The following is a 17,622-nucleotide window of genomic DNA, read 5'->3' on the forward strand; positions in this document are numbered from 1 at the left end:
GCCACCAGGCGAGACCAACTCATTTGCAGTTGTCCACAGGCGCCACCCGCGAGGTCCCGAAATGTCATCCCCCGCCGGCAGAATCAAAAACAGGGGTCCCCTGGGCGGGCGGGGTTCCGGCAAAGTCGTGCGTGCCGTTCAGGACCTGAATGTGGGTGGGCACGGCGCTCCGGAGTGATCATGTGAGTGTCTGGGTCGCATGATCCGGGCAGTGTCACGCCGGTGTCCGGTGTCGTCGACCGGTTGGTCTCGGTGCCGGACGGGCAGGTGGCCGGCACGTTCGGCCAGGCCGGCGGCGAGAGCGTGGTGGGCCCTCGCCCGAGAACCCGCCGCACGGCCTCGGCCAGCGTGCTTCAAGCCGGACGACCGGGCTCCAAGCCGAACCGGGGTTGCCCGAAGCGGATCAGCGGGCCCCAAACCCGACCAGCCTGACCAGCGCGTTCCGGGCCAGACCGGGGCGGTCCAAGCCGAACCGGCACCCTCCCGGTCGAGCCGGAGCGTTCCGAACTCGCCCCTCCCAGCCCCGAAGCCCCAGCCCCAGCGGCCTACGTGTCGGCGCCCCGGAAGTCCTCCGGCGAGACGGAGTCCAGGAACTCGCGGAACTTCTCCACCTCGTCCTCCTGCTCGTCCGGGATGATCAACCCGGCCTCGGCCAGCACGGACTCCTCCGCGTGGATCGGCACCCCGATCCGCAGCGCCAGCGCCACGGAGTCGCTGGGCCGCGCGGACACCCGCACGTCACCGTCGAACACGAGCTCGGCGAAGTACGTCCCCTCCTGCAGGTCCGTGATCCGCACCTGCTCCAGCTGCCGCCCGAGGGCACCGATGACGTCCTTGAGCAGGTCGTGCGTCAGCGGTCGGGCGGGCCGGACGCCCTGCTGCTCCAGCGCGATGGCGGTGGCCTCGACGGATCCGATCCAAATCGGCAGGTACCGCTCGCCCTCGGTTTCGCGCAGCAGCAGGATCGGCTGGTTGGCGGGCAGTTCCACCCGCACACCCACGACGCGCATCTCGCTCATCGGGTCTCGCCTCCCTCAGCGCGCTGAAATCCTGGCGTCCCCGCTTCCCAACGAGGATCCCCCACGTACCCATTCGACGCTACCCGCCAAGCGGGCCCTGTGCGCAACCGCCCACCGCTTCCTCATCACGATGCGGACACGTGTTCAGCGCGGCGGAACGCGGCCACCTGCGGCATCGCGCAAACTCACCTTTACCAGGAGTGTGTGCAGCGTTACGGAAAGTGCCAGCAGCTCGCGGGTCACGTCCGCCCTCTGCGCCGCGGCCTGCTCGACCAGGGCGACCTCCCGGTCGGCCGCGGCCCGGAACGGGCGCAGGTGCCGGGCCTGGAGGCCGTGCTCGGACATGGCCCGCACCGTCGTGGCGATCTGCACCGCCTCGTGGTCGTAGAACCCGCCCGCGACGGCCTGGACCAGGCCGTGCTGCTCCAGGTCGGCCAGCTCGGCCGCGTCGATGCCCGCCCGCGCCAGGAGTTCCTCGCGGGTGATCCGGTGGCCGGGGGTGAGGTCGACCGCGCGCACGCCCCGGTCGGCCGCGTCGAGCTGTTCCTTGATGACCTTCAGCGGCAGGTAGCGGTCGCGCTGGGCGGCCAGCACGTACCGCAGGCGCTCGACGTCCGCCGGGGTGAACTGCCGGTACCCCGAGGCCGTGCGCGCCGGGCGGACCAACCCCTCCGACTCCAGGAACCGGATCTTGGAGATGGTGACGTCGGGGAAGTCGGGTCGGAGCTGCGTCAGCACCGCCCCGATGCTCAACCCCCCGCGTGGCCGCCCGGCCGCCGTCACCGGAGCCCCACCGTCAGGCCCCCTGGCCCCCGGCGCCCGGACCGGTCAGGAACACCAGGCGGAACTTGCCGATCTGGACCTCGTCGCCGTTGGCGAGGACCGCCTGGTCGACGGGCTCGCGGTTGACGTAGGTGCCGTTGAGGCTGCCCACGTCGATCACCACGAACTCGCCGCCCTCGCGGCGGAACTCGGCGTGCCGGCGGGACACCGTCACGTCGTCGAGGAAGATGTCGCTGTCGGGGTGCCTGCCGGCGCTGGTCGTGTCGCGGTCCAGCAGGAACCTCGACCCCGCGTTGGGGCCGCGCTTGACCACGAGCAGGGCCGACCCGGCGGGCAGCGCGTCGACGCCGGCGACCGCCGGCTCCTGGGCGGGCGCCTCGGCGCCCTCGACCTCGGCGAGGAAGTCGGCCCGGAAAACGGAGGTCCGCTCCGGGGACTGCTCGGGCGGGACGCCTGGCCCGTCGTTCGTGCTCACCTGAGCTCTCCTCCTGCTGCTGGAACCGTCGAGTTCGTTAGAACCTACCGTGCCCGAACCCTTGTCTGAGGAGCGGCTCCCCCACCGACCGAAGAGCCGCCGGAAGATCGACGTCACCCCTGTGCCACCAGCTCCTGGTACGCGGCGGCGTCCAGCAGGTCGTCGACCGCGGTCGGGTCGTCCAGCCGGAGCTCCACCATCCAGCCCTCGCCGTACGGGTCGCTGTTGACCAGGTCGGGCTGCTGGTCCAGGGAGTCGTTGCGGGTGACGACCTCACCGGCGAGCGGCGCGTAGAGGTCGGACACGCTCTTGGTGGACTCCACCTCGCCCAGCGTCTGACCGGCGCCGACCTGCTCGCCGAGCTCCGGGAGCTGGACGAACACGACCTCGCCGAGCTGCTCCTGGGCGTAGTCGGTGATGCCCACGCGCACGGTGTCGTCGCCCGTGCGCAGCACCCACTCATGTTCCTCGGTGTACTTGAGCTCCTCGGGAATCACCGCGGTGCGCTCCTTCATGACGGTGGATCTTCGGTGCCGGATCTTCCCACGACGCGCTCAGACCGGCGCGACCCCCGGCCGCCGGCGCAGCGCGAGGGTGAGCTGGTAGACGTACAGGGCACCCGACCACAGGTACAAGGCCCCGCCCCACGCCATGAACGCGTAGGCGACCGGGCGGGCGACCTGGGCGGCCGTGGAGCCGCCCTGCGCCAGCAGCAGCACGGGGAACGCGTAGAGCAGGTTGAACGTGGCCGCCTTGCCCAGGTAGTTGACCTCGAACGGGCCGTAGCCGCGGACCCGGAGCACGGGCAGGCAGGCGCCGACCACCAGCTCGCGGCCGACCAGCACCGCGACCAGCCACCACGGGACGATGTCGCGCACCACGAACGCGACCAGCGTGGCCAGGATGTAGAGGCGGTCGGCGGCGGGGTCGAGCAGGGTGCCCAGCTTGCTGGTCTGGTCGAGCCAGCGGGCGATCTTGCCGTCCAGCCAGTCCGACAGGCCCGCGGCGGCCAGCAGGACCACCGCCCAGCCGTCGGCGTGCGGGCCGAGCAGGAGGTACAGGAACAGGGGCACGCCGAGCAGCCGGAGGACGCTGAGCGCGTTCGGGATCGTCAGCAGCCGGTCGGTGGGCTCGGCGTCGTCGTGCGGCACAGGCGGGGACTCTAGTGGCGGGGTGCCCCGCGGGCTCGCGCCGAGTGCCCGGGGCGCGCCCGCGGCCGCCTCCGGTGGAATCACACGAACCGGCGAAAACGCGCACACCGGCGCGCCCTCGGTCCGGCCGGGCCCCGGGAACGCCCCCGGCGCCCGCGGAGCGAGCACGTGCCCGGGCCGTGGGGCGCCCCCACGGGCCCCACCCCCTCGGGGCACCCCGTGGAGCGCCCCCACGAGCCCTCGGAGCGCCCCCCGGCGCCCCGCACCCCCCGAGTACCCCTCAGCTGGCCCTGGTGCGGCTCCAGCCGCGTCGCTGCAACTCGTCACCGCTGAGCGCCTGCGGACGACCCCGGTCGTCGACGCCGACCCAGCGGCCCCGGAAACCTTCGAGCACGTAGGCGTGGCCCTTGCTCCAGACCACGCTGCACGGAGTGGTGGGCAGCGTTCCCGCGCCACTGGAACCGGCGCGCGCCACCCTGCGCTTCGCCGGCTCGGACTCGACTTCCGCACTGGTGTTCATGTCAATCCCCTCCACCACGGGTGTCGCCCGCGGACCTCGCGGCGTTATCCCCACCACGGATTCTGCGCGACCGTGACCGGGCTCACCCCGCGACCGGCCGGGGCTTGCGACAACCGGGTCGGTCCGGTCGACAAGCTGCACGGCGCTTCCGCCCGGCGTGCAGCGCGGCTGAAGCGGGGACCACCGGGATCGAACCGTTCACCGTCCGTCATCCGCCGCACACCGAGATGCGCTCTACACTGGTACTGATCATGCTGCCGCCGGTGCGCTTGTGGTACCCCCACGGGCTCCGTACGGTGGTGGCGCAGCGGTTGAGCCAACAGCCGCACCGGGAACGGCCTGGTCAGCGGACGTGTCCGCCACGCTGCGACGTTGCGCTGCGCGCGCTTCCGCCAGTCCACCGGCCGATCCACCAGCGGTTCCAGCTGAAGAGGAGACCCTCGTGACGGTTCAGGATCCGGACGTCGTGGCGACGAGCGGACCCGAGTCCGCCGCGGCCAGCAGCCCGCGGGCCGGGCAGATCGGGCTCACCGTCCGCAAGGTGGGCGAAGGTGTCACCGTGGTCGCCGCGAGCGGCGAGATCGACATGTTGACCGCACCGCAGTTGCGGGCCGAGGTCCTGCGCCACCTCGACGGGGGCGACACCCTGGTGCTCGACCTGTCCGGGGTGAGCTTCCTGGGCTCGGCGGGCCTCGCCGTGCTCGTGGAGGCGTCGCAGCACGGCAAGCGCCGCGGCACCGCGTTCCGCGTGGTGGCCGTCGAGCGCGCCGTGACCCGCCCGCTGGCCGCGACCGGCCTGGGCGAGGTGTTCAGCGTGTTCGAGTCGGTCGACCTGGCGCTGGGCGCCGACGGGCCGCGTTAACCCGGGAAGGGGTCCTACCCGTGCGGCACCAGGTCGACGACCTGGTCCACGCCCGCCGCGACGAGAGCGCGGCGGGCGTAGCCGTTCACGGGGGCGCGCACGATGACCCGGTTGCCCGCCGCGGCGGCGGCCTCGGCGACCGGGCGCAGGCTCCTGATCAGGCCGTCGCTGCGCTCGCCGAGCGCGCGCAGGTCGACCACGATGGGCACGGCGCCGCCGCGGGCGGCGGTGAGGATGCGGCGGCGGACGGCGGGCGCGGCGTGCGCGGGCACGTCGCCCAGCACGACCACCTCCACCCAGCCGGAGCACTCGGTGACCAGCACCGGCTCGTGCGGCGAGGTGTTGTAGGTGCCGCGGGTGGTGTGCCGGGGGCCGAGCACGAGGGTGACGGTGGTGCCGGACGGCCGGCGGTCGACGAGCACCTCGTCGACGTTCTCCCGCATCAGCAGCAGGCCGCGGCCGCGGGTGGACAGCGAGGGCGGCGGCACGCGCCAGGTGCCGTGGTCGCTGACCACCACGCGCACGCTGCCGTCGGGCCTGGCGTCCGCGGCGATGTGCACCACACCGCCCTCACCAGGGCCGTAGGCGTGCTCCACGGCGTTGCTCGCGGCCTCGTTGACCGCGATGAGCATGTCGTAGCGGTCGTCCTCGGTGAGCCCGGCGCGGGCCAACCAGGTGTCCAGCCGGGCGCGGACCGCCGCGAGCTCCGCGGCGTGCGCCGGGAACTCGACACCCCAGTGGTGGTCCGCGAGTTGATCGGTCAAGTCGCCTCCCCGTTGCACCTGTCAGTCTTCCCTGCCCGCGTGTCCGCTACACGTGTGAGCGACGATCGGTTCGGGTACCGATAGCGTCAGCAGCACAACGAGACAGAACGGACGTCGAGGTGAGCGTGTCGCACACTGAGCCGCAGAGCGGTGAGTCGGAAAGCGCCCTGACCGGGGTCGAGCTGCGCATGGCGGCCGACCCCACGCAGTTGTCGATCGTCCGGGCGGTGGCCGCGGACATCGCCATGCGCCAGGACTTCGACCTGGACTCGATCGAGGACCTGAAGCTGGCCGTCGACGAGGCGTGCTCGACCCTCATCTCGCTGGCGACCCCGGGCGCGGTGCTGAGCGCCCGGTTCGTGGTGGTGGAAGGCTCGGTGCAGGTCTTCACGGAGGTCAGCTCGCAGCGCTCGGCGCCGCCGGACCGGGACAGCTTCGGCTGGCGGGTGCTCAGCGCGCTGGTCGACTCGGTCACGACCTGGGTCGCGCCCCGGGCCGAGGCGTTCGAGGTGCACATCGACCTGGTCAAGCGGTCACTGGGGACGGTGGATGCGTGACGGGGTCCGACGGGGGCACGGCGCGATCCGGCACGCAGGGGGACTACGACCACCTCGCACCGCTGTTCGTCCAGCTCGCCTCGCTTCCCGCCGACGACCCGGCGCGGGAGCGGCTGCGCGACGAGCTGGTGACCGAGCACCTGCCGGTGGCCAAGCACATCGCGCGGCGGTTCGGCCACCGCGGTGAGCCGTACGACGACCTGGTGCAGGTGGCGACGGTCGGCCTGATCAACGCGGTCGACCGGTTCGACCCGGAGCGGGGCAGCGACTTCCTGTCCTTCGCGGTGCCGACGATCATGGGCGAGGTCCGGAAGTACTTCCGCGACTCCAGCTGGTCGGTGCGCATGCCGCGCCGGCTCAAGGAGCTGCACCTGGCCATCAACGCGGGCTCGGCGCGGCTGTCGCAGGAGCTGGGGCGGGCGCCGACGCCGAGCGAGCTGGCCCAGCACCTGGGCCTGAGCCGCGAGGAGGTCCACGAGGGCCTGGCCGCGGGCAACGCCTACCACAGCGCGTCGCTGGACGACCTGCTGGTGGCCGACGACAGCTCCATCTCGCTGGGCAGCACGCTCGGCGAGGAGGACCCGGAGCTGGAGGCGATCGAGCAGCGGGAGGCGCTGCACCCGCTGCTGGAGAAGCTGCCGGAGCGGGAGCGCAAGATCGTGGTGATGCGGTTCTTCGGCAACATGACGCAGACGCAGATCGCCCAGAAGGTGGGCATCTCTCAGATGCACGTCTCCCGGCTGCTGGCCAAGACGCTGCGGCAGCTGCGGGAAGGACTGACCGAGTAGGCGCGGAACGAACGGAGAAGGGCCGCCCGGTGTCGCACCGGGCGGCCCTTCTCGTCGTCCAGGGCCCTGACGCGTCGTCCGAGGGGGTTCGTGGAGCTGACGGGACGCGTCGGGGGCGTGGTCCGGGCTGCGCTGACCGGCACGCGTTCTTCGGGGGTCCGACGGGCGGCCGGTCGGCCGCGTCGTCGGGGGGGTGTCGGCAGCCCTGGCCCGGGTGAGCGGGCCGGTGCGCGGTTCGCCGGTCCGGCCGTCGATCCGGCCGGGCGGCGGCGGCAGGGGGGCCGCCGCGACGGGAGCGGGCTTGGGTGGGAGTCGGCGGTGCGGAGGCTCAGGCGGCGGTGCGGCGACGCGACGCGGCGATGAGGCGACGGCGCTCGTCCTCGCCCATGCCGCCCCAGACGCCGTACGGCTCCTGGACGCTCAGGGCGTGGTCGCGGCACCTCATCAGGACCGGGCAGCGGGCGCACAGCTGCTTCGCCCGTTCCTCGCGGGCGGCGCGCGCGGCGCCCCGCTCGTTGTCCGGGTGGAAGAAGACCGCGCTGTCACGGCCCCGGCACAGCCCGTCCTTCTGCCAGTCCCAGACATCGGTCACGGGCTTGGGCAGGCGCGCGGTGCTGGTCATCGGGTGGACCCCCTTGCGATGTTGCAGGTGCTTGATCACGGCGTACCCGCTGTTGGCGGGCGGGCAAACGTGGTGTGCTCGATCGGATTACTTCGATCCGATCGCGGGAGCCACGGACTCCGACCAGAACCGGAAGAACGACTCCTGCTCCGGCCCGATCTGCTGGACGTAGACCTCGTCGAAACCGGCGTCGGCGTACTCGCCGACCATCTCCACGTACGGCCCGACCTCGGGCCCCACGGGCAGCGACGACCCCACCATCTCCTCGGTGACCAGCGTCGACGCCTGCTCGAAGTGCTCGGGCGTGGGCAGCACCTGGGCCAGCTCGCCGGGCAGCTGCTCGTTGGCCCACAGCCGGTGGGCGGTCTTCGCACCCGCCTCGGCCGAGGCGGCGTGGCAGACCTTGAACCCGGCCTGCGCCGGCTTGGACCCGCCGCCCGCCGAGCGGAACCCGTCGACCAGCGACTTGTCCGGCATGGTCGAGCAGAACCCGTCGCCGATGCGGCCGGCCAGCTCCGCCGCCTTCGGCCCGAACGCCGAGACGTACACCGGCACGGGCTCGGGCGGCAGCGTGTAGAGGCGGGCGTTCTCCACCCGGTAGTGCTCGCCGCGGTGGGTGACCTGCTTGCCGCTCCACAGGGCCCGCATCACCTCGACCGCCTCCTCCAGCATCTCCTGCCGTTCGGGTGCGGACGGCCAGGCGTCACCGAGGATGTGCTCGTTGAGGGCTTCGCCGGATCCCACGCCGAGGGTGAACCCGCCGCGGCACTGGACCGCGGCCGTGGCGGCGGCCTGGGCCACCACCGCCGGGTGGATGCGCACCGTGGGGCAGGTGACCGCGGTGGTGATGGGCAGTGACGTGACCTCCGACAGCGCCCCGATCACCGACCACACGAACGGGCTCTGCCCCTGCTCGGCGTTCCACGGGTGGTAGTGGTCGGAGATCCACAACCGCTCGAAGCCCGCCTCCTCCGCCCAGCGGGCCTGCCGGACGAGTTCACGCGGCCCGAACTCCTCGCACGACAGGAAGTAACCGATGCTGACCATGGGCCCCGGTTACCCCCGCGCACGGCCCTAAACCGCCGGGCCCGCCAACCACCACCACCCGGATGACGTGCGGTGGAGCGCGTTTCAGGCGGTGACCGGCAGCAGCGCCCGGCCGCCCAGGAACAGGGCGCCGACCACGACGGCGGCGAACAGCAGCACCCACACCAGGCCGGGCACGCGAGTGATCCGCGCGAGCTGGTCGGCGTCGGACCGCGGCGCCCGCCCGCGCGCCCGGCTGCGCTGCAGCTCACCCACCGGGCGCACGCCGCCCAGCAGCAGGAACCACGTCACGAACAGCGCGAACGCCGCCTGCCACTCGGCGGTGGCGTACCAGGACACGACGAACAGCACCGCGCCGGTCAGCAGGACCGACAGCACGCCGAAGGCGTTGCGGATCATCACCAGCATCCCGGCCAGCAGCACCGCGGTCGCCCACAGCAGCGGCCGGACCTGCCCGGCGGTCACCAGCGCCGCCGCGCCCAGGCCCAGCAGCGACGGGGTGACGTAGCCGGCGAAGTACATGAGCACCACGGCGACACCGGTGGGCCGGCCGCGCGAGACGGTCACGCCCGAGGTGTCGGGGTTGAGCTTGATGCCCTCCAGCCGGCGGCCGGTGAGCAGGGCGACCAGCGCGTGCCCGGCCTCGTGGGCGATGGTGATCACGTGCCTGCTGTAGCGCCACAGCCCCGGGCTGGCCACGAGCACCAGCGCGGCGACCGCGGGCGCCCACTTCGCGAGAGTCGACATCGCCGTCCAGCATGCCAGGCTTGACCTGGAGCGCGCTCCAGCACCGAAGCTTGATCACCATGAGGCAACACCGCATCGGTTCCCTGGAGGTCAGCGCGCTCTGCCTGGGCACGCTCCCGTTCGGCAAGTGGGTGGACGAGCAGACCTCGTTCGCGATCATGGACCGCTTCGTCGAGGCGGGCGGCACGTTCCTGGACACGGCGAACAACTACGTGTTCTGGGACGGCGGCACGGGGGACGAGAGCGAGCTCACCGTCGGCCGGTGGCTGGCCGCCCGCGGCAACCGCGACGACGTGGTGCTGGCCACCAAGGTGGGTGCCCGGCCGCGCACGCCGGGCACCGGCCTGGAGAACGCCGAGGGCCTGTCCGGGCCGGTGGTGCGGGCCGCGGCCGAGGCGAGCCTGAAGCGGCTGGGCACCGACCGGGTCGACCTGTACTACAGCCACGTCGAGGACCGGTCCGTGCCGCTGGAGGACACTCTGGGCGCGTTCGCCGACCTGGTCGGGCGGGGGGCGGTGCGGGAGGTCGGCGCGAGCAACCACGCCACGTGGCGGCTGGAGCGGGCGCGGGCGGTGGCCCGGGCCAACGGCTGGCCGCTCTACGCGGCGGTGCAGCAGCGGTACAGCTACCTCCAGCCGCGGCCGGGGGTGCGGCTGCCCGAGTCCGGTCACGTGCACATGACCCCGGAGCTGTTCGACTACGCGGCGGCGGAGGGCGACGTGGCGCTGGTGGCGTACTCGACGCTGCTGTCCGGGCGGTACCGCGACAAGCCGCTGGGCGACGAGTACAACCACCCCGGCACGGCGCGGCGGCTGCGGGTGCTGGGCGAGGTCGGGGTGGAGCTGGGCGCGACGGTCAACCAGGTCGTGCTCGCCTGGGTGCTGCGCCGGGGCGTCCTGCCGCTGGTGGGGGTGAGCAGCCTGGCCCAGTTGGAGGAGGTGCTGGCCGCGCTGGACCTGGAGCTGGACGACGACCAGCTGCGGCGCATGGACGAGGCGGTGTGACGAAGCGGGGCCCGGTCCACAGTGGACCGGGCCCCGCGTGGTGGAACGGCGTCAGCGCGTGTGACGGGCCTTGTGCTGCTCCGCGATCGCCGGGTCGATCGGCTGCGTCGGCCGCATGGCCGGGTCGACCGGGCGGTGGGTGACGGTCGGGTCCATCGACTCGATCCGCTCGTCCCCGATCCGCTCGCCGCCGGGGTGCGAACCCGTGCGGTGGGTGTCGACCCGCTGGGTCGGCATCGGCCGGGTCTCCGGCTCGTCCCGGACCGCGCGCGGGTCGCGGATGCTCTCGTCCCGCTCGAAGTGCCGCTCGTCGAGCGTCGCCTCGTCGGGCACGACGACCTTGCGCCGCGCCGGGAGCACCGCGATCAGCAGGCCGGCGGCGGCCAGGCCGAGGTGCAGCCAGTTGTCGTTGGTGTTCAGCGCCAGGGGGTTGCCCAGGCCCTGGACCGGGTTGTTCGCGAACACGCCCGCCAGTGCCAGGCCCCACAGCAGCACCGCGCCGTAGGACAGGAACACGATCCAGCCGTAGAGGCGGGACAGGCCAGAGCTGGTCGCCATCAGCAGGCCGAGCACGCCGAACGCCAGGTGGATCACGTTGTGCAGCGGGTTCACCGCGAACCCGAGCACCATGGCGTGCTGGTCGCCCGCGAAGTCGCCGAAGCCGGTGCGCAGGAAGCCCGCGACACCGAACACGAGGAAGACCAGGCCGAGCAGGCCCGCCAGCACCTGGGCGGGCTGGAGACCCGCGACCTTGACGCGGCCGACGGTCGAGTGGGTCATCACGCCCTCCAAACGAGGACCACGAGCCCGCCTTCCGGGCTCCGGACGTCCACCGACTACCCGTGGGTCGGAGCGGGCAAACGAGGCGTGGTGGGCGGGCAGGCGGGGCGGGGCGCGGCGGGGCCGGGTGGCGGGGCCGAGCGGCGGGCCGAGTGGCGGCAGGGCTGGGGCGGCGGGCCGGGTGGCGGCAGGACCGGCGGCAGGCCGGGGGCCGCAGGGCTGAGCGGCGGGCCGAGCGGCGGCAGGGCCGAGCGGCGGGCCGGGCGGTGGGGCCGGGTGATGTGGCCGGGTAGTGGAGCCGGGTGGCAGGGCCGAGTGGTGGGGCCGGCAGTGGGGCTCGGGGTGGAACCGAGTGCGGCAAGGCGGCGGAACGAGGCAGCGCGAAAGGGCGGGCCCGCGGGCCCGCCCCCGTCCCCGGCTCTCACCGACCGGGGCCGCCGACCGAAGCCGGCACCCCCGTCACCCACCGGGGTCCACGCCTACCCGACCCACCCCGTCGAGGCCGGGCGCACGCGGTGCGGAATTGAATTCTGATCACCGCGACGAATGGGAGCGATCGGATCGCCGAATATCAGCCGCGATCCCCGCCGGGCCGCCCCGCGCCCCAGTGGCGGAATGTGGTTTTTCAGCGCGCGGAACGACGCGTCGCCGACCCGTTCCAGTCCGACTGCGTGCTGTTCACTAAATCCCCCAGACAGGTTGCGACACCGGTACGGTGTTGCCTTCGGTGTTGCCGTGAACTATCGCCCAGGCAACGGCCGCCGTCAAAGGGGTTTCCGAATGCGCTAATTGCGGCCGCCGGCACCCGGCGCCGCCCACACCATCGAGTAGCGCCAGTACAGGTGCCGCCGGAACCGCGCGCCCGGCACCACCCGGTCCGCCACCTCCCTGATCTCCCGCAGCGACAGCGACCACCCCCGCACGGGCGCGGTCTGCGGCGGGTCGTCCCGGACCAGCCGGTGGGCGAGGTTCAGCGGCACCGACACCAGGCTCAGCGCCCGGTCCAGCGCGCCCTCCTCGCGCGCCAGGCCGAGCACCGCCAGCACGCCGCCCGGCGCGACCAGCGACCGCAGCCGGGTCAGCCCCTCCTCCAGCGGCAGGTGGTGGAGCACGGCGATGCACGACACGAAGTCGTACGGGCCGCCGAGGTCGTCGGTCAGCACGTCGGCGCGCCGGAAACCGGGCACCGCCGCCTCCACCTCCCGGTCCACCGCGGTCACCGCGAGGCCCATGGCGGCCAGCTCGCGCGCGAACGCGCCGTGACCGCACCCGACGTCCAGCGCCGTGCGCGCCCCCTCGGGCACCCGGGCCAGCAGGAACGGGTGGTGGTGGGCGTTGTGGTCGAAGTGCTTCACGCCCTGTCGACGCGCGGGCGCCCCACCGGGTTGGCCCGCCGGACTTGATCTCCAGTTAACTCGAACTCCTAGCGTGGCCGCATCCGACGACGAGGGGGATGCCCGCGTGCACGCCATCCGACAGCACGAGTTCGGCCCGGCCGAGAACCTGCGCCACGAGGAGGTGCCCGACCCGGAACCGGGGCCCGACCAGGTGCGGGTCAGCGTGTCCGCGGCGGGGGTGCACCTGCTGGACACGTCGATCCGCCGCGGCGAGGCGGGCGGACCGGTGCCGCTGCCGCGACTGCCCGCGACGCCCGGCCGCGAGGTCGCCGGGGTGGTGACCGCGCTCGGCCCGGGCGTCGACGGGCACTGGCTCGGCAAGCGCGTCGTCGCCCACCTCGGGCAGGCCGGCGGCGGTTACGCCGAACTGGCGGTGGTGGGCGTCGGCTCGCTGCACGAGCTGCCCGACCACGTGTCCGACGACGCGGCCGTGGCCATGATCGGCACCGGCCGGACCGCGGTGGGCGTGCTGCGCATCGCGGAGCCGGCGAAGGACGACGTGGTCCTGGTGACGGCCGCGGCGGGCGGCCTGGGCTCGCTGTTCGTGCAGGCGGTCAAGGCGGCCGGGGCGCGCGTGGTCGGCGCGGCGAGCACGGCCAAGCTCGACCTGGTCCGGGGACTGGGCGCGGACCAGGTGGTGGACTACACCCGGCCGGGGTGGGGCGAGGAGGTCGGCGAGGTGAGCCTCGTGCTCGACGGCGTCGGCGGCGACGCCGGGCGGGCCGCGCTGGAGCTGCTGGGCGTGGGCGGCCGGATCGTGCTGTTCGGGTGGTCCGCCGGCGCGCCGACCCGCATCGAGACCCCGGACCTGTACCGGCGCGGGCTGACCGCGTCGGTCGCGCTCGGGCCGCGGCTGCTGAAGGGGACGAGCCTGCGCGAGTTGGAGGAGCGGTCGCTCGCGCTGCTCGCCGAGCACCGGCTCACCCCGCTGACCACGACGTTCCCGCTGCGCGACGCGGCACGCGCGCACACCGCGCTGGAGACGCGCGCGACCACCGGCAAGGTCGTGCTCAACCCGTGAGGTGACCGCGCGCGAAGGCGGGGCGAGCCACGAGGCGCCCACGCACGTGACGGCGAGTCGAGCACCAAGGCATCGCGGCCCCGCGCGTGCGGGGACCACGACGCGACCGGCCCGGGTGGCCCCCGCACGTGCGCGGGGGCCACCCGTCCGCCGGACGGGCGCGGCGACCGGACCGACCCCCTTACAGGGGCACGGTGACGATCCGCTCGCCGTCGAAGTTCTGCACCTCGATCGCCGCCACCTCCTCCGGCGCGATCAGCGCGGAACCGTCGAGGTTCGTCCCGTCCTTCTCCCCCGCGGGCGAGACCAGCCAGCTGCCGGCCTCCTGCCTGCTCCCGTCCTTGGCCACGACCAGGAGCCGGCACTTCTCGTTCGCGGCGATGCCCGCCACCGAGGCGTTCACCCGCACCCAGCCCGCGGCCGGCCTGACCTGCACGGTCATCCGGGCACCGGTCACCGGGTCGGTGGCCGTGCCCAGCTTCGTGCCCGCGGGCGGCGCGGGTGCCGTGGTCGGCGTGACCTGCGCGAAGTCCTCCGGCGCGGTGGTGCGGCCCACCGCGAAACCGCCGCCGAGCACGACGGCGGCCACCGCCGCGGCGACCAGGCCGAGCCCGACCTGCCGACGGCGCAGCTGTCCACCCCGCTCCGCCCGCACCTGCCGCAGCGTGCGCTGGAGCAGCAGGTCACCGCCGTCCGGCGGCCCGTCGAGCAGCGCCTCGGGCGGCACCTCGCCCATCGCCTCCTCCATCGCCCGCAACTCGGCCAGCTCGGCGCTGCACGTCGGGCAGCCCGCCAAGTGGTCGTCCACGGCGCGCACCTCCTGCTCGTCGAGCGCGCCCAGGACGTAGGCACCGAGCAGCTGCGGATCGTGGTTCGCGGTCATCCGGCCACCCCCTTCAGCGCGACCTGCTGTCCGGCGAACGTCTCCCTGAGGGCACGCAACGCGTAATGCGATCTCGATTTCACCGTTCCCGGGGGTACCCCGAGCGCTTCCGCCGCCTCGGTCACGCTCCGGCCGCGGAAGTAGATCTCCATGAGCACGTCGCGGTGGTCGGACGACAACCGGTCCAGGGCTTCCAGCACGACCATGGAGTCCACCACGGCGTCGGCGTGGTCGCGCTCCACCGGCGGGGTCGCGGGCGTCTCCGCCACCTCCTGCGGTCGGGCCGCCTTGGCCCTGATCCGATCCGTGACGATGTTGCGCGTCACCGTGAGCAGCCAGCCGCGGACCGAGCCCTTGCCGTTGACCAGGGCGTCCGGGTGCCGCCAAGCGCGCACGAGGGTTTCCTGGACGACGTCCTCGGCCGCCGCCCGGTCGCCCGTCAGCCGCGTCGCGTAGGCGAGCAGCGCCCGACCGTGCTCCTCGTAGAGCGACCGGATCAGTGCCTCGTCGGCCGCGGCCTCCCGTTTCCGGGACCACAGAGCCGCCATCCACCCACTCCTCTCGTCAACTCCCGCCACGGACACGGATGTCGGCGGGATGCGGTTCAGCGGGCGGCGGAAAAAGTTCGCGCGGTGCGGCTACGGGCAGGTGCGGCCGGCGTTCAGGCAGGTCACGACCTCGTTCATCAGGGCGTCGGGCATGACGTCGACGAACATGGCGTGGTCGGTGCGCGGGTCGCGCAACTGCTCGGGGAAGCTGTCGATGGCGAACGGGTGCCCGCTCGGCACGTCGTAGGCGACCCGCAGCCGCAGCCGCGGCACCGGGAAGGTACCCAGCCGGCACACCCCGTTCGCGGCCGGGTGCTCCAGGTGCGCGCGGTGGCTCGGGCTGTCGGTGTTGCGGCCGTCCCAGCAGCTCGGGAAGTCGAAGGTGCGCACCACCAGGCTGCCCGCCGCGCACACCGGGTACAGGTCGGTCTGCCGGTCCTCGAACCCGGTGCAGCTCCACTTCGCCCGGCCGCCGCCGGTGGTGAGGGCGGCGGGGTCGCCGGTGATCGTGCGCAGGAAGCGGGGCAGCGGGACGACCTTGCTGACCGGGCTGCCGGTGAAGGTGATCGTGACCTCGGCGGGGACCAGGACCTCGCCGGTGTTGCCGTGCACTCCCCCGCCCTGGGCGTGCGCGTCGTGGCCGGTGCGGTCGGTCACGCGCAGGACCGGCCAGTAGTAGGCGGACAGGTCGCCGGCGGCGCAGGTGGTGCCGGCGGCGGCGAGGGACTGGTCGGTGGAGTAGGCGTCGGTGGTGAGGTTGCCGACGTACTCGTGGGTGTGGTGGGCGCCGAAGGGCCGACCGGGGTTGATGACCATGTTGTCGGCGTTGAGGTGGCGCTCCTCGTTGCGGCCGCAGTCGAGGGTGTAGGAGCCGGTGGAGGCGTCCTGGGTGACCGGCACGTCCTCGGCGGCGGCCGGGACCTCGTCGATCGCCACCGTGCGGCTGTCCGAGCAGCCTGCGGCGAGCAGGAGGACCAGGAGTGCGGGCAGCCACCTCACGGGCACAGCTTATGCGGCCGGGGCGGTGTAGGGGTCGACGGCGACCGGGTGAGACGGCGGGCCCGGGGCGGGGCGGGCACGGGGGCCCGCGAGGGAGGTTTTCCTTGTCCGGGTGGAATTTTCGCGGTGCCCGGGTGGAGGACACGCGGGGGTCAGGGGGCGGTGGCGGTGATCAGGGTGCGGTTGTCGGTGGTGACGACGCTGATGGTGGCGAGGTCGGTCGGGGGCACCACGGCGGCGCCGGTCAGGGTGGTGTCCTCGCGGCCCGGGGCGACCCAGCCGCCGGCCACGTAGCGGCGGCCCCGGGTGTCGGTCACCACGAGCTGGCAGCGGGAACCGGGCGGGATGCCGTCGACCACGGCGCGCAGGCGGACCCAGCCGTCGGCCGGGGTGACGGTGGTGGTCATGTGGATCCCGTCCGCCGAGGAGGCGACCAGGACCCTGGTCGCGGGCACGCTCTGCCTGCCGAGGTGGACGCCCCCGGCCAGGACCGCGGCGGCGAGCGTCGTGCCCACCACCGCGACCACGCCGCCGCGGCGCCGGTGATCCCTGGTCCGCTCGGTGCGGACCTGGCTCAGCGCGCGTTCGAGGATCGGATCGTGCATCTCGTCTCGTTCAGCCGGGGCTCGGGACGTGGGCTCCGAGCGGTGACGGGTTGGGGTGGGTGGCGTGCATCGGCGGTACCTCGTCTCGACGGCGGTCACCCACCTACACGGGTCCGTTCGGCATTCGGTTCAAAGGCGGCGGGGCGCGGGGCCGCGCCCTGGTGGCCCGCGCCCCGTGCCCCGGGGTCGGGTCAGGTCGGTTGGGCCGGACGCGAGTAGCGGGGCAGCCCTGGAAGCCGCGCCCGGGTCGACGCGGAGCCGGCCGGGGTCGACGCCGGACCTGCCGGTCCAGCGGGTGCCGGGTCGGACCGGGGGCCGCTCGCGCCTCGACCGCGAGGGCCGGCCCCTGGCTCGGTCCGGCGGCGGCTCGACCGGCGCGTTCGCCCGGCGGGGGTCCCGCCGTGGTGTCTACTGTGGACTTGAGGGGATGCCGTACACCGAGCGCAGCCACACGCAGGTCAGCGTGTCGACCAGCTCGCGGTCGCGGGCGGTGGGCCGGCGCGAGCGCGAGCGGTTCAGGAAGCTCTGCTCGTTCATCGACACCAGGGCGGCGGCCAGGGAGCGCGCGTCCGGACCGGGCGGCGCGGCGCCGGAGGCGCGTTCCAGCTCGATCTGGGCCGCCGTCTCGTCGACGAACCGCCGCGCCACGCCCGCCCAGAACTCGCGCATCAGCGGGTCGGTGTCACGGGCCCGGACGGCGGCGCGCAGCACCGCGCCGTGCTTGCGCCACAGCGCCAGGCTCGTGCTCAGCGCCCGGCGGACCGCGTCCTCGGGCGGCTCGCCGCCCCGGCGCAGCCAGGTGGACGCCGACTCGTACAGCGCGTCCAGGACCGCGCCGGACAGGGCGTGCAGCACGGCTTCGCGGGAGGCGAAGTGGAAGTAGAAGGTGGACCGCGAGATGCCCGCGCCCGCGGCCAGCTCGTCGACCGCGATGTCGTCCAGGGAGCGGGTTTGCAGCAGTCTTTCGGCGGTGTCCAGGATCGCCTGGGAGGTGAGGTCGCCCTTGCTGGGCCTGCGCCGCGACCCGACCGTGCCGGCACGTGGGGACAT

Annotated in this window: 22 protein-coding genes; 5 read left to right on the top strand and 17 right to left on the bottom strand. The window is 73.6% G+C overall.

Annotated features, from left to right (window positions below):
• Positions 1 to 545: 545 nt before the first annotated feature.
• The 6 genes from EKG83_RS36910 to EKG83_RS36935 all read right to left on the bottom strand — a co-directional run bounded on the left by EKG83_RS36910 (position 546) and on the right by EKG83_RS36935 (position 3,948).
• Entirely contained in the window at positions 546 to 1,019 is a 474-nt protein-coding gene (locus EKG83_RS36910) for a bifunctional nuclease family protein (RefSeq protein WP_033427967.1), read from the bottom strand.
• A gap of 144 nt (positions 1,020 to 1,163) precedes the next feature.
• On the bottom strand, positions 1,164 to 1,802 hold the full coding sequence (gene ftsR / locus EKG83_RS36915) for a transcriptional regulator FtsR (RefSeq protein ID WP_033427968.1): 639 nt from the start codon (positions 1,800 to 1,802) through the stop codon (positions 1,164 to 1,166).
• A gap of 13 nt (positions 1,803 to 1,815) precedes the next feature.
• On the bottom strand, positions 1,816 to 2,277 hold the full coding sequence (gene garA, locus EKG83_RS36920) for a glycogen accumulation regulator GarA (protein ID WP_033427969.1): 462 nt from the start codon (positions 2,275 to 2,277) through the stop codon (positions 1,816 to 1,818).
• Between the two features lie 113 nt (positions 2,278 to 2,390).
• Positions 2,391 to 2,792 (bottom strand): glycine cleavage system protein GcvH, encoded by a 402-nt coding sequence (gcvH, locus tag EKG83_RS36925; protein WP_033427970.1) that lies wholly within the window; start codon positions 2,790 to 2,792, stop codon positions 2,391 to 2,393.
• A 39-nt stretch (positions 2,793 to 2,831) separates the two neighbouring features.
• The gene (locus tag EKG83_RS36930) at positions 2,832 to 3,428 is read right to left on the bottom strand and encodes a CDP-alcohol phosphatidyltransferase family protein (protein WP_033427971.1); all 597 of its coding nucleotides are present in this window, start codon (positions 3,426 to 3,428) and stop codon (positions 2,832 to 2,834) included.
• A gap of 280 nt (positions 3,429 to 3,708) precedes the next feature.
• On the bottom strand, positions 3,709 to 3,948 hold the full coding sequence (locus tag EKG83_RS36935) for a hypothetical protein (RefSeq protein ID WP_033428081.1): 240 nt from the start codon (positions 3,946 to 3,948) through the stop codon (positions 3,709 to 3,711).
• A 442-nt stretch (positions 3,949 to 4,390) separates the two neighbouring features.
• Here EKG83_RS36935 and EKG83_RS36940 point away from each other — a divergent pair, with 442 nt between their 5' ends.
• Positions 4,391 to 4,810, top strand: coding sequence for an STAS domain-containing protein (locus tag EKG83_RS36940; RefSeq protein ID WP_033427972.1), 420 nt, complete (start codon positions 4,391 to 4,393; stop codon positions 4,808 to 4,810).
• A gap of 14 nt (positions 4,811 to 4,824) precedes the next feature.
• On the opposite strand, the gene EKG83_RS36945 is transcribed toward EKG83_RS36940, so the two are convergent.
• On the bottom strand, positions 4,825 to 5,574 hold the full coding sequence (locus EKG83_RS36945) for an ATP-binding protein (RefSeq protein ID WP_051764507.1): 750 nt from the start codon (positions 5,572 to 5,574) through the stop codon (positions 4,825 to 4,827).
• Between the two features lie 125 nt (positions 5,575 to 5,699).
• On the opposite strand from EKG83_RS36945, the gene EKG83_RS36950 reads away from it, so the two are divergent.
• On the top strand, positions 5,700 to 6,131 hold the full coding sequence (locus tag EKG83_RS36950; RefSeq protein WP_033428083.1) for an ATP-binding protein: 432 nt from the start codon (positions 5,700 to 5,702) through the stop codon (positions 6,129 to 6,131).
• Positions 6,128 to 6,919 carry a SigB/SigF/SigG family RNA polymerase sigma factor gene (locus EKG83_RS36955; RefSeq protein ID WP_033427973.1) on the top strand — a complete coding sequence of 264 codons (792 nt, stop codon included), beginning with the start codon at positions 6,128 to 6,130 and terminating at the stop codon, positions 6,917 to 6,919. Before EKG83_RS36950 ends, EKG83_RS36955 begins: the two co-directional genes overlap by 4 nt.
• Before the next feature lie 328 nt (positions 6,920 to 7,247).
• Here EKG83_RS36955 and EKG83_RS36960 read toward each other — a convergent pair whose 3' ends face one another.
• The 3 genes from EKG83_RS36960 to EKG83_RS36970 all read right to left on the bottom strand — a co-directional run bounded on the left by EKG83_RS36960 (position 7,248) and on the right by EKG83_RS36970 (position 9,335).
• Positions 7,248 to 7,541, bottom strand: a complete 294-nt coding sequence (locus tag EKG83_RS36960; protein ID WP_033428084.1) for a WhiB family transcriptional regulator — start codon at positions 7,539 to 7,541, stop codon at positions 7,248 to 7,250.
• 87 nt (positions 7,542 to 7,628) lie between these two features.
• Positions 7,629 to 8,588 (bottom strand): TIGR03557 family F420-dependent LLM class oxidoreductase, encoded by a 960-nt coding sequence (locus tag EKG83_RS36965; protein WP_033427974.1) that lies wholly within the window; start codon positions 8,586 to 8,588, stop codon positions 7,629 to 7,631.
• An 84-nt stretch (positions 8,589 to 8,672) separates the two neighbouring features.
• Entirely contained in the window at positions 8,673 to 9,335 is a 663-nt protein-coding gene (locus EKG83_RS36970) for a M50 family metallopeptidase (RefSeq protein ID WP_051764511.1), read from the bottom strand.
• Between the two features lie 59 nt (positions 9,336 to 9,394).
• On the opposite strand from EKG83_RS36970, the gene EKG83_RS36975 reads away from it, so the two are divergent.
• Positions 9,395 to 10,339, top strand: a complete 945-nt coding sequence (locus EKG83_RS36975) for an aldo/keto reductase (RefSeq protein ID WP_033427976.1) — start codon at positions 9,395 to 9,397, stop codon at positions 10,337 to 10,339.
• 51 nt (positions 10,340 to 10,390) lie between these two features.
• Here the strand turns inward: EKG83_RS36975 and EKG83_RS36980 are convergent, their stop codons facing one another.
• Entirely contained in the window at positions 10,391 to 11,119 is a 729-nt protein-coding gene (locus EKG83_RS36980) for a DUF4383 domain-containing protein (RefSeq protein WP_033428085.1), read from the bottom strand.
• Between the two features lie 785 nt (positions 11,120 to 11,904).
• On the bottom strand, positions 11,905 to 12,474 hold the full coding sequence (locus tag EKG83_RS36985; protein WP_033427977.1) for a class I SAM-dependent methyltransferase: 570 nt from the start codon (positions 12,472 to 12,474) through the stop codon (positions 11,905 to 11,907).
• Between the two features lie 106 nt (positions 12,475 to 12,580).
• Between EKG83_RS36985 and EKG83_RS36990 the strand changes: the two genes are divergently transcribed.
• On the top strand, positions 12,581 to 13,537 hold the full coding sequence (locus EKG83_RS36990; protein WP_033427978.1) for a zinc-binding dehydrogenase: 957 nt from the start codon (positions 12,581 to 12,583) through the stop codon (positions 13,535 to 13,537).
• A 181-nt stretch (positions 13,538 to 13,718) separates the two neighbouring features.
• Here EKG83_RS36990 and EKG83_RS36995 read toward each other — a convergent pair whose 3' ends face one another.
• The 5 genes from EKG83_RS36995 to EKG83_RS37015 all read right to left on the bottom strand — a co-directional run bounded on the left by EKG83_RS36995 (position 13,719) and on the right by EKG83_RS37015 (position 17,622).
• On the bottom strand, positions 13,719 to 14,420 hold the full coding sequence (locus EKG83_RS36995; RefSeq protein ID WP_033427979.1) for an anti-sigma factor family protein: 702 nt from the start codon (positions 14,418 to 14,420) through the stop codon (positions 13,719 to 13,721).
• A complete protein-coding gene (locus EKG83_RS37000) occupies positions 14,417 to 14,968 on the bottom strand; it encodes a sigma-70 family RNA polymerase sigma factor (protein WP_033427980.1) in 552 nt (183 codons plus the stop codon). Before EKG83_RS37000 ends, EKG83_RS36995 begins: the two co-directional genes overlap by 4 nt.
• 90 nt (positions 14,969 to 15,058) lie before the next feature.
• A complete protein-coding gene (locus EKG83_RS37005) occupies positions 15,059 to 15,967 on the bottom strand; it encodes a DUF1996 domain-containing protein (protein WP_033427981.1) in 909 nt (302 codons plus the stop codon).
• A gap of 152 nt (positions 15,968 to 16,119) precedes the next feature.
• Positions 16,120 to 16,572, bottom strand: a complete 453-nt coding sequence (locus EKG83_RS37010; RefSeq protein WP_051764513.1) for a hypothetical protein — start codon at positions 16,570 to 16,572, stop codon at positions 16,120 to 16,122.
• A 408-nt stretch (positions 16,573 to 16,980) separates the two neighbouring features.
• Positions 16,981 to 17,622, bottom strand: coding sequence for a TetR/AcrR family transcriptional regulator (locus EKG83_RS37015; protein ID WP_033427982.1), 642 nt, complete (start codon positions 17,620 to 17,622; stop codon positions 16,981 to 16,983).

Origin of the sequence: Saccharothrix syringae, assembly GCF_009498035.1 — a bacterium.
Lineage (GTDB): Bacteria > Actinomycetota > Actinomycetes > Mycobacteriales > Pseudonocardiaceae > Actinosynnema > Actinosynnema syringae.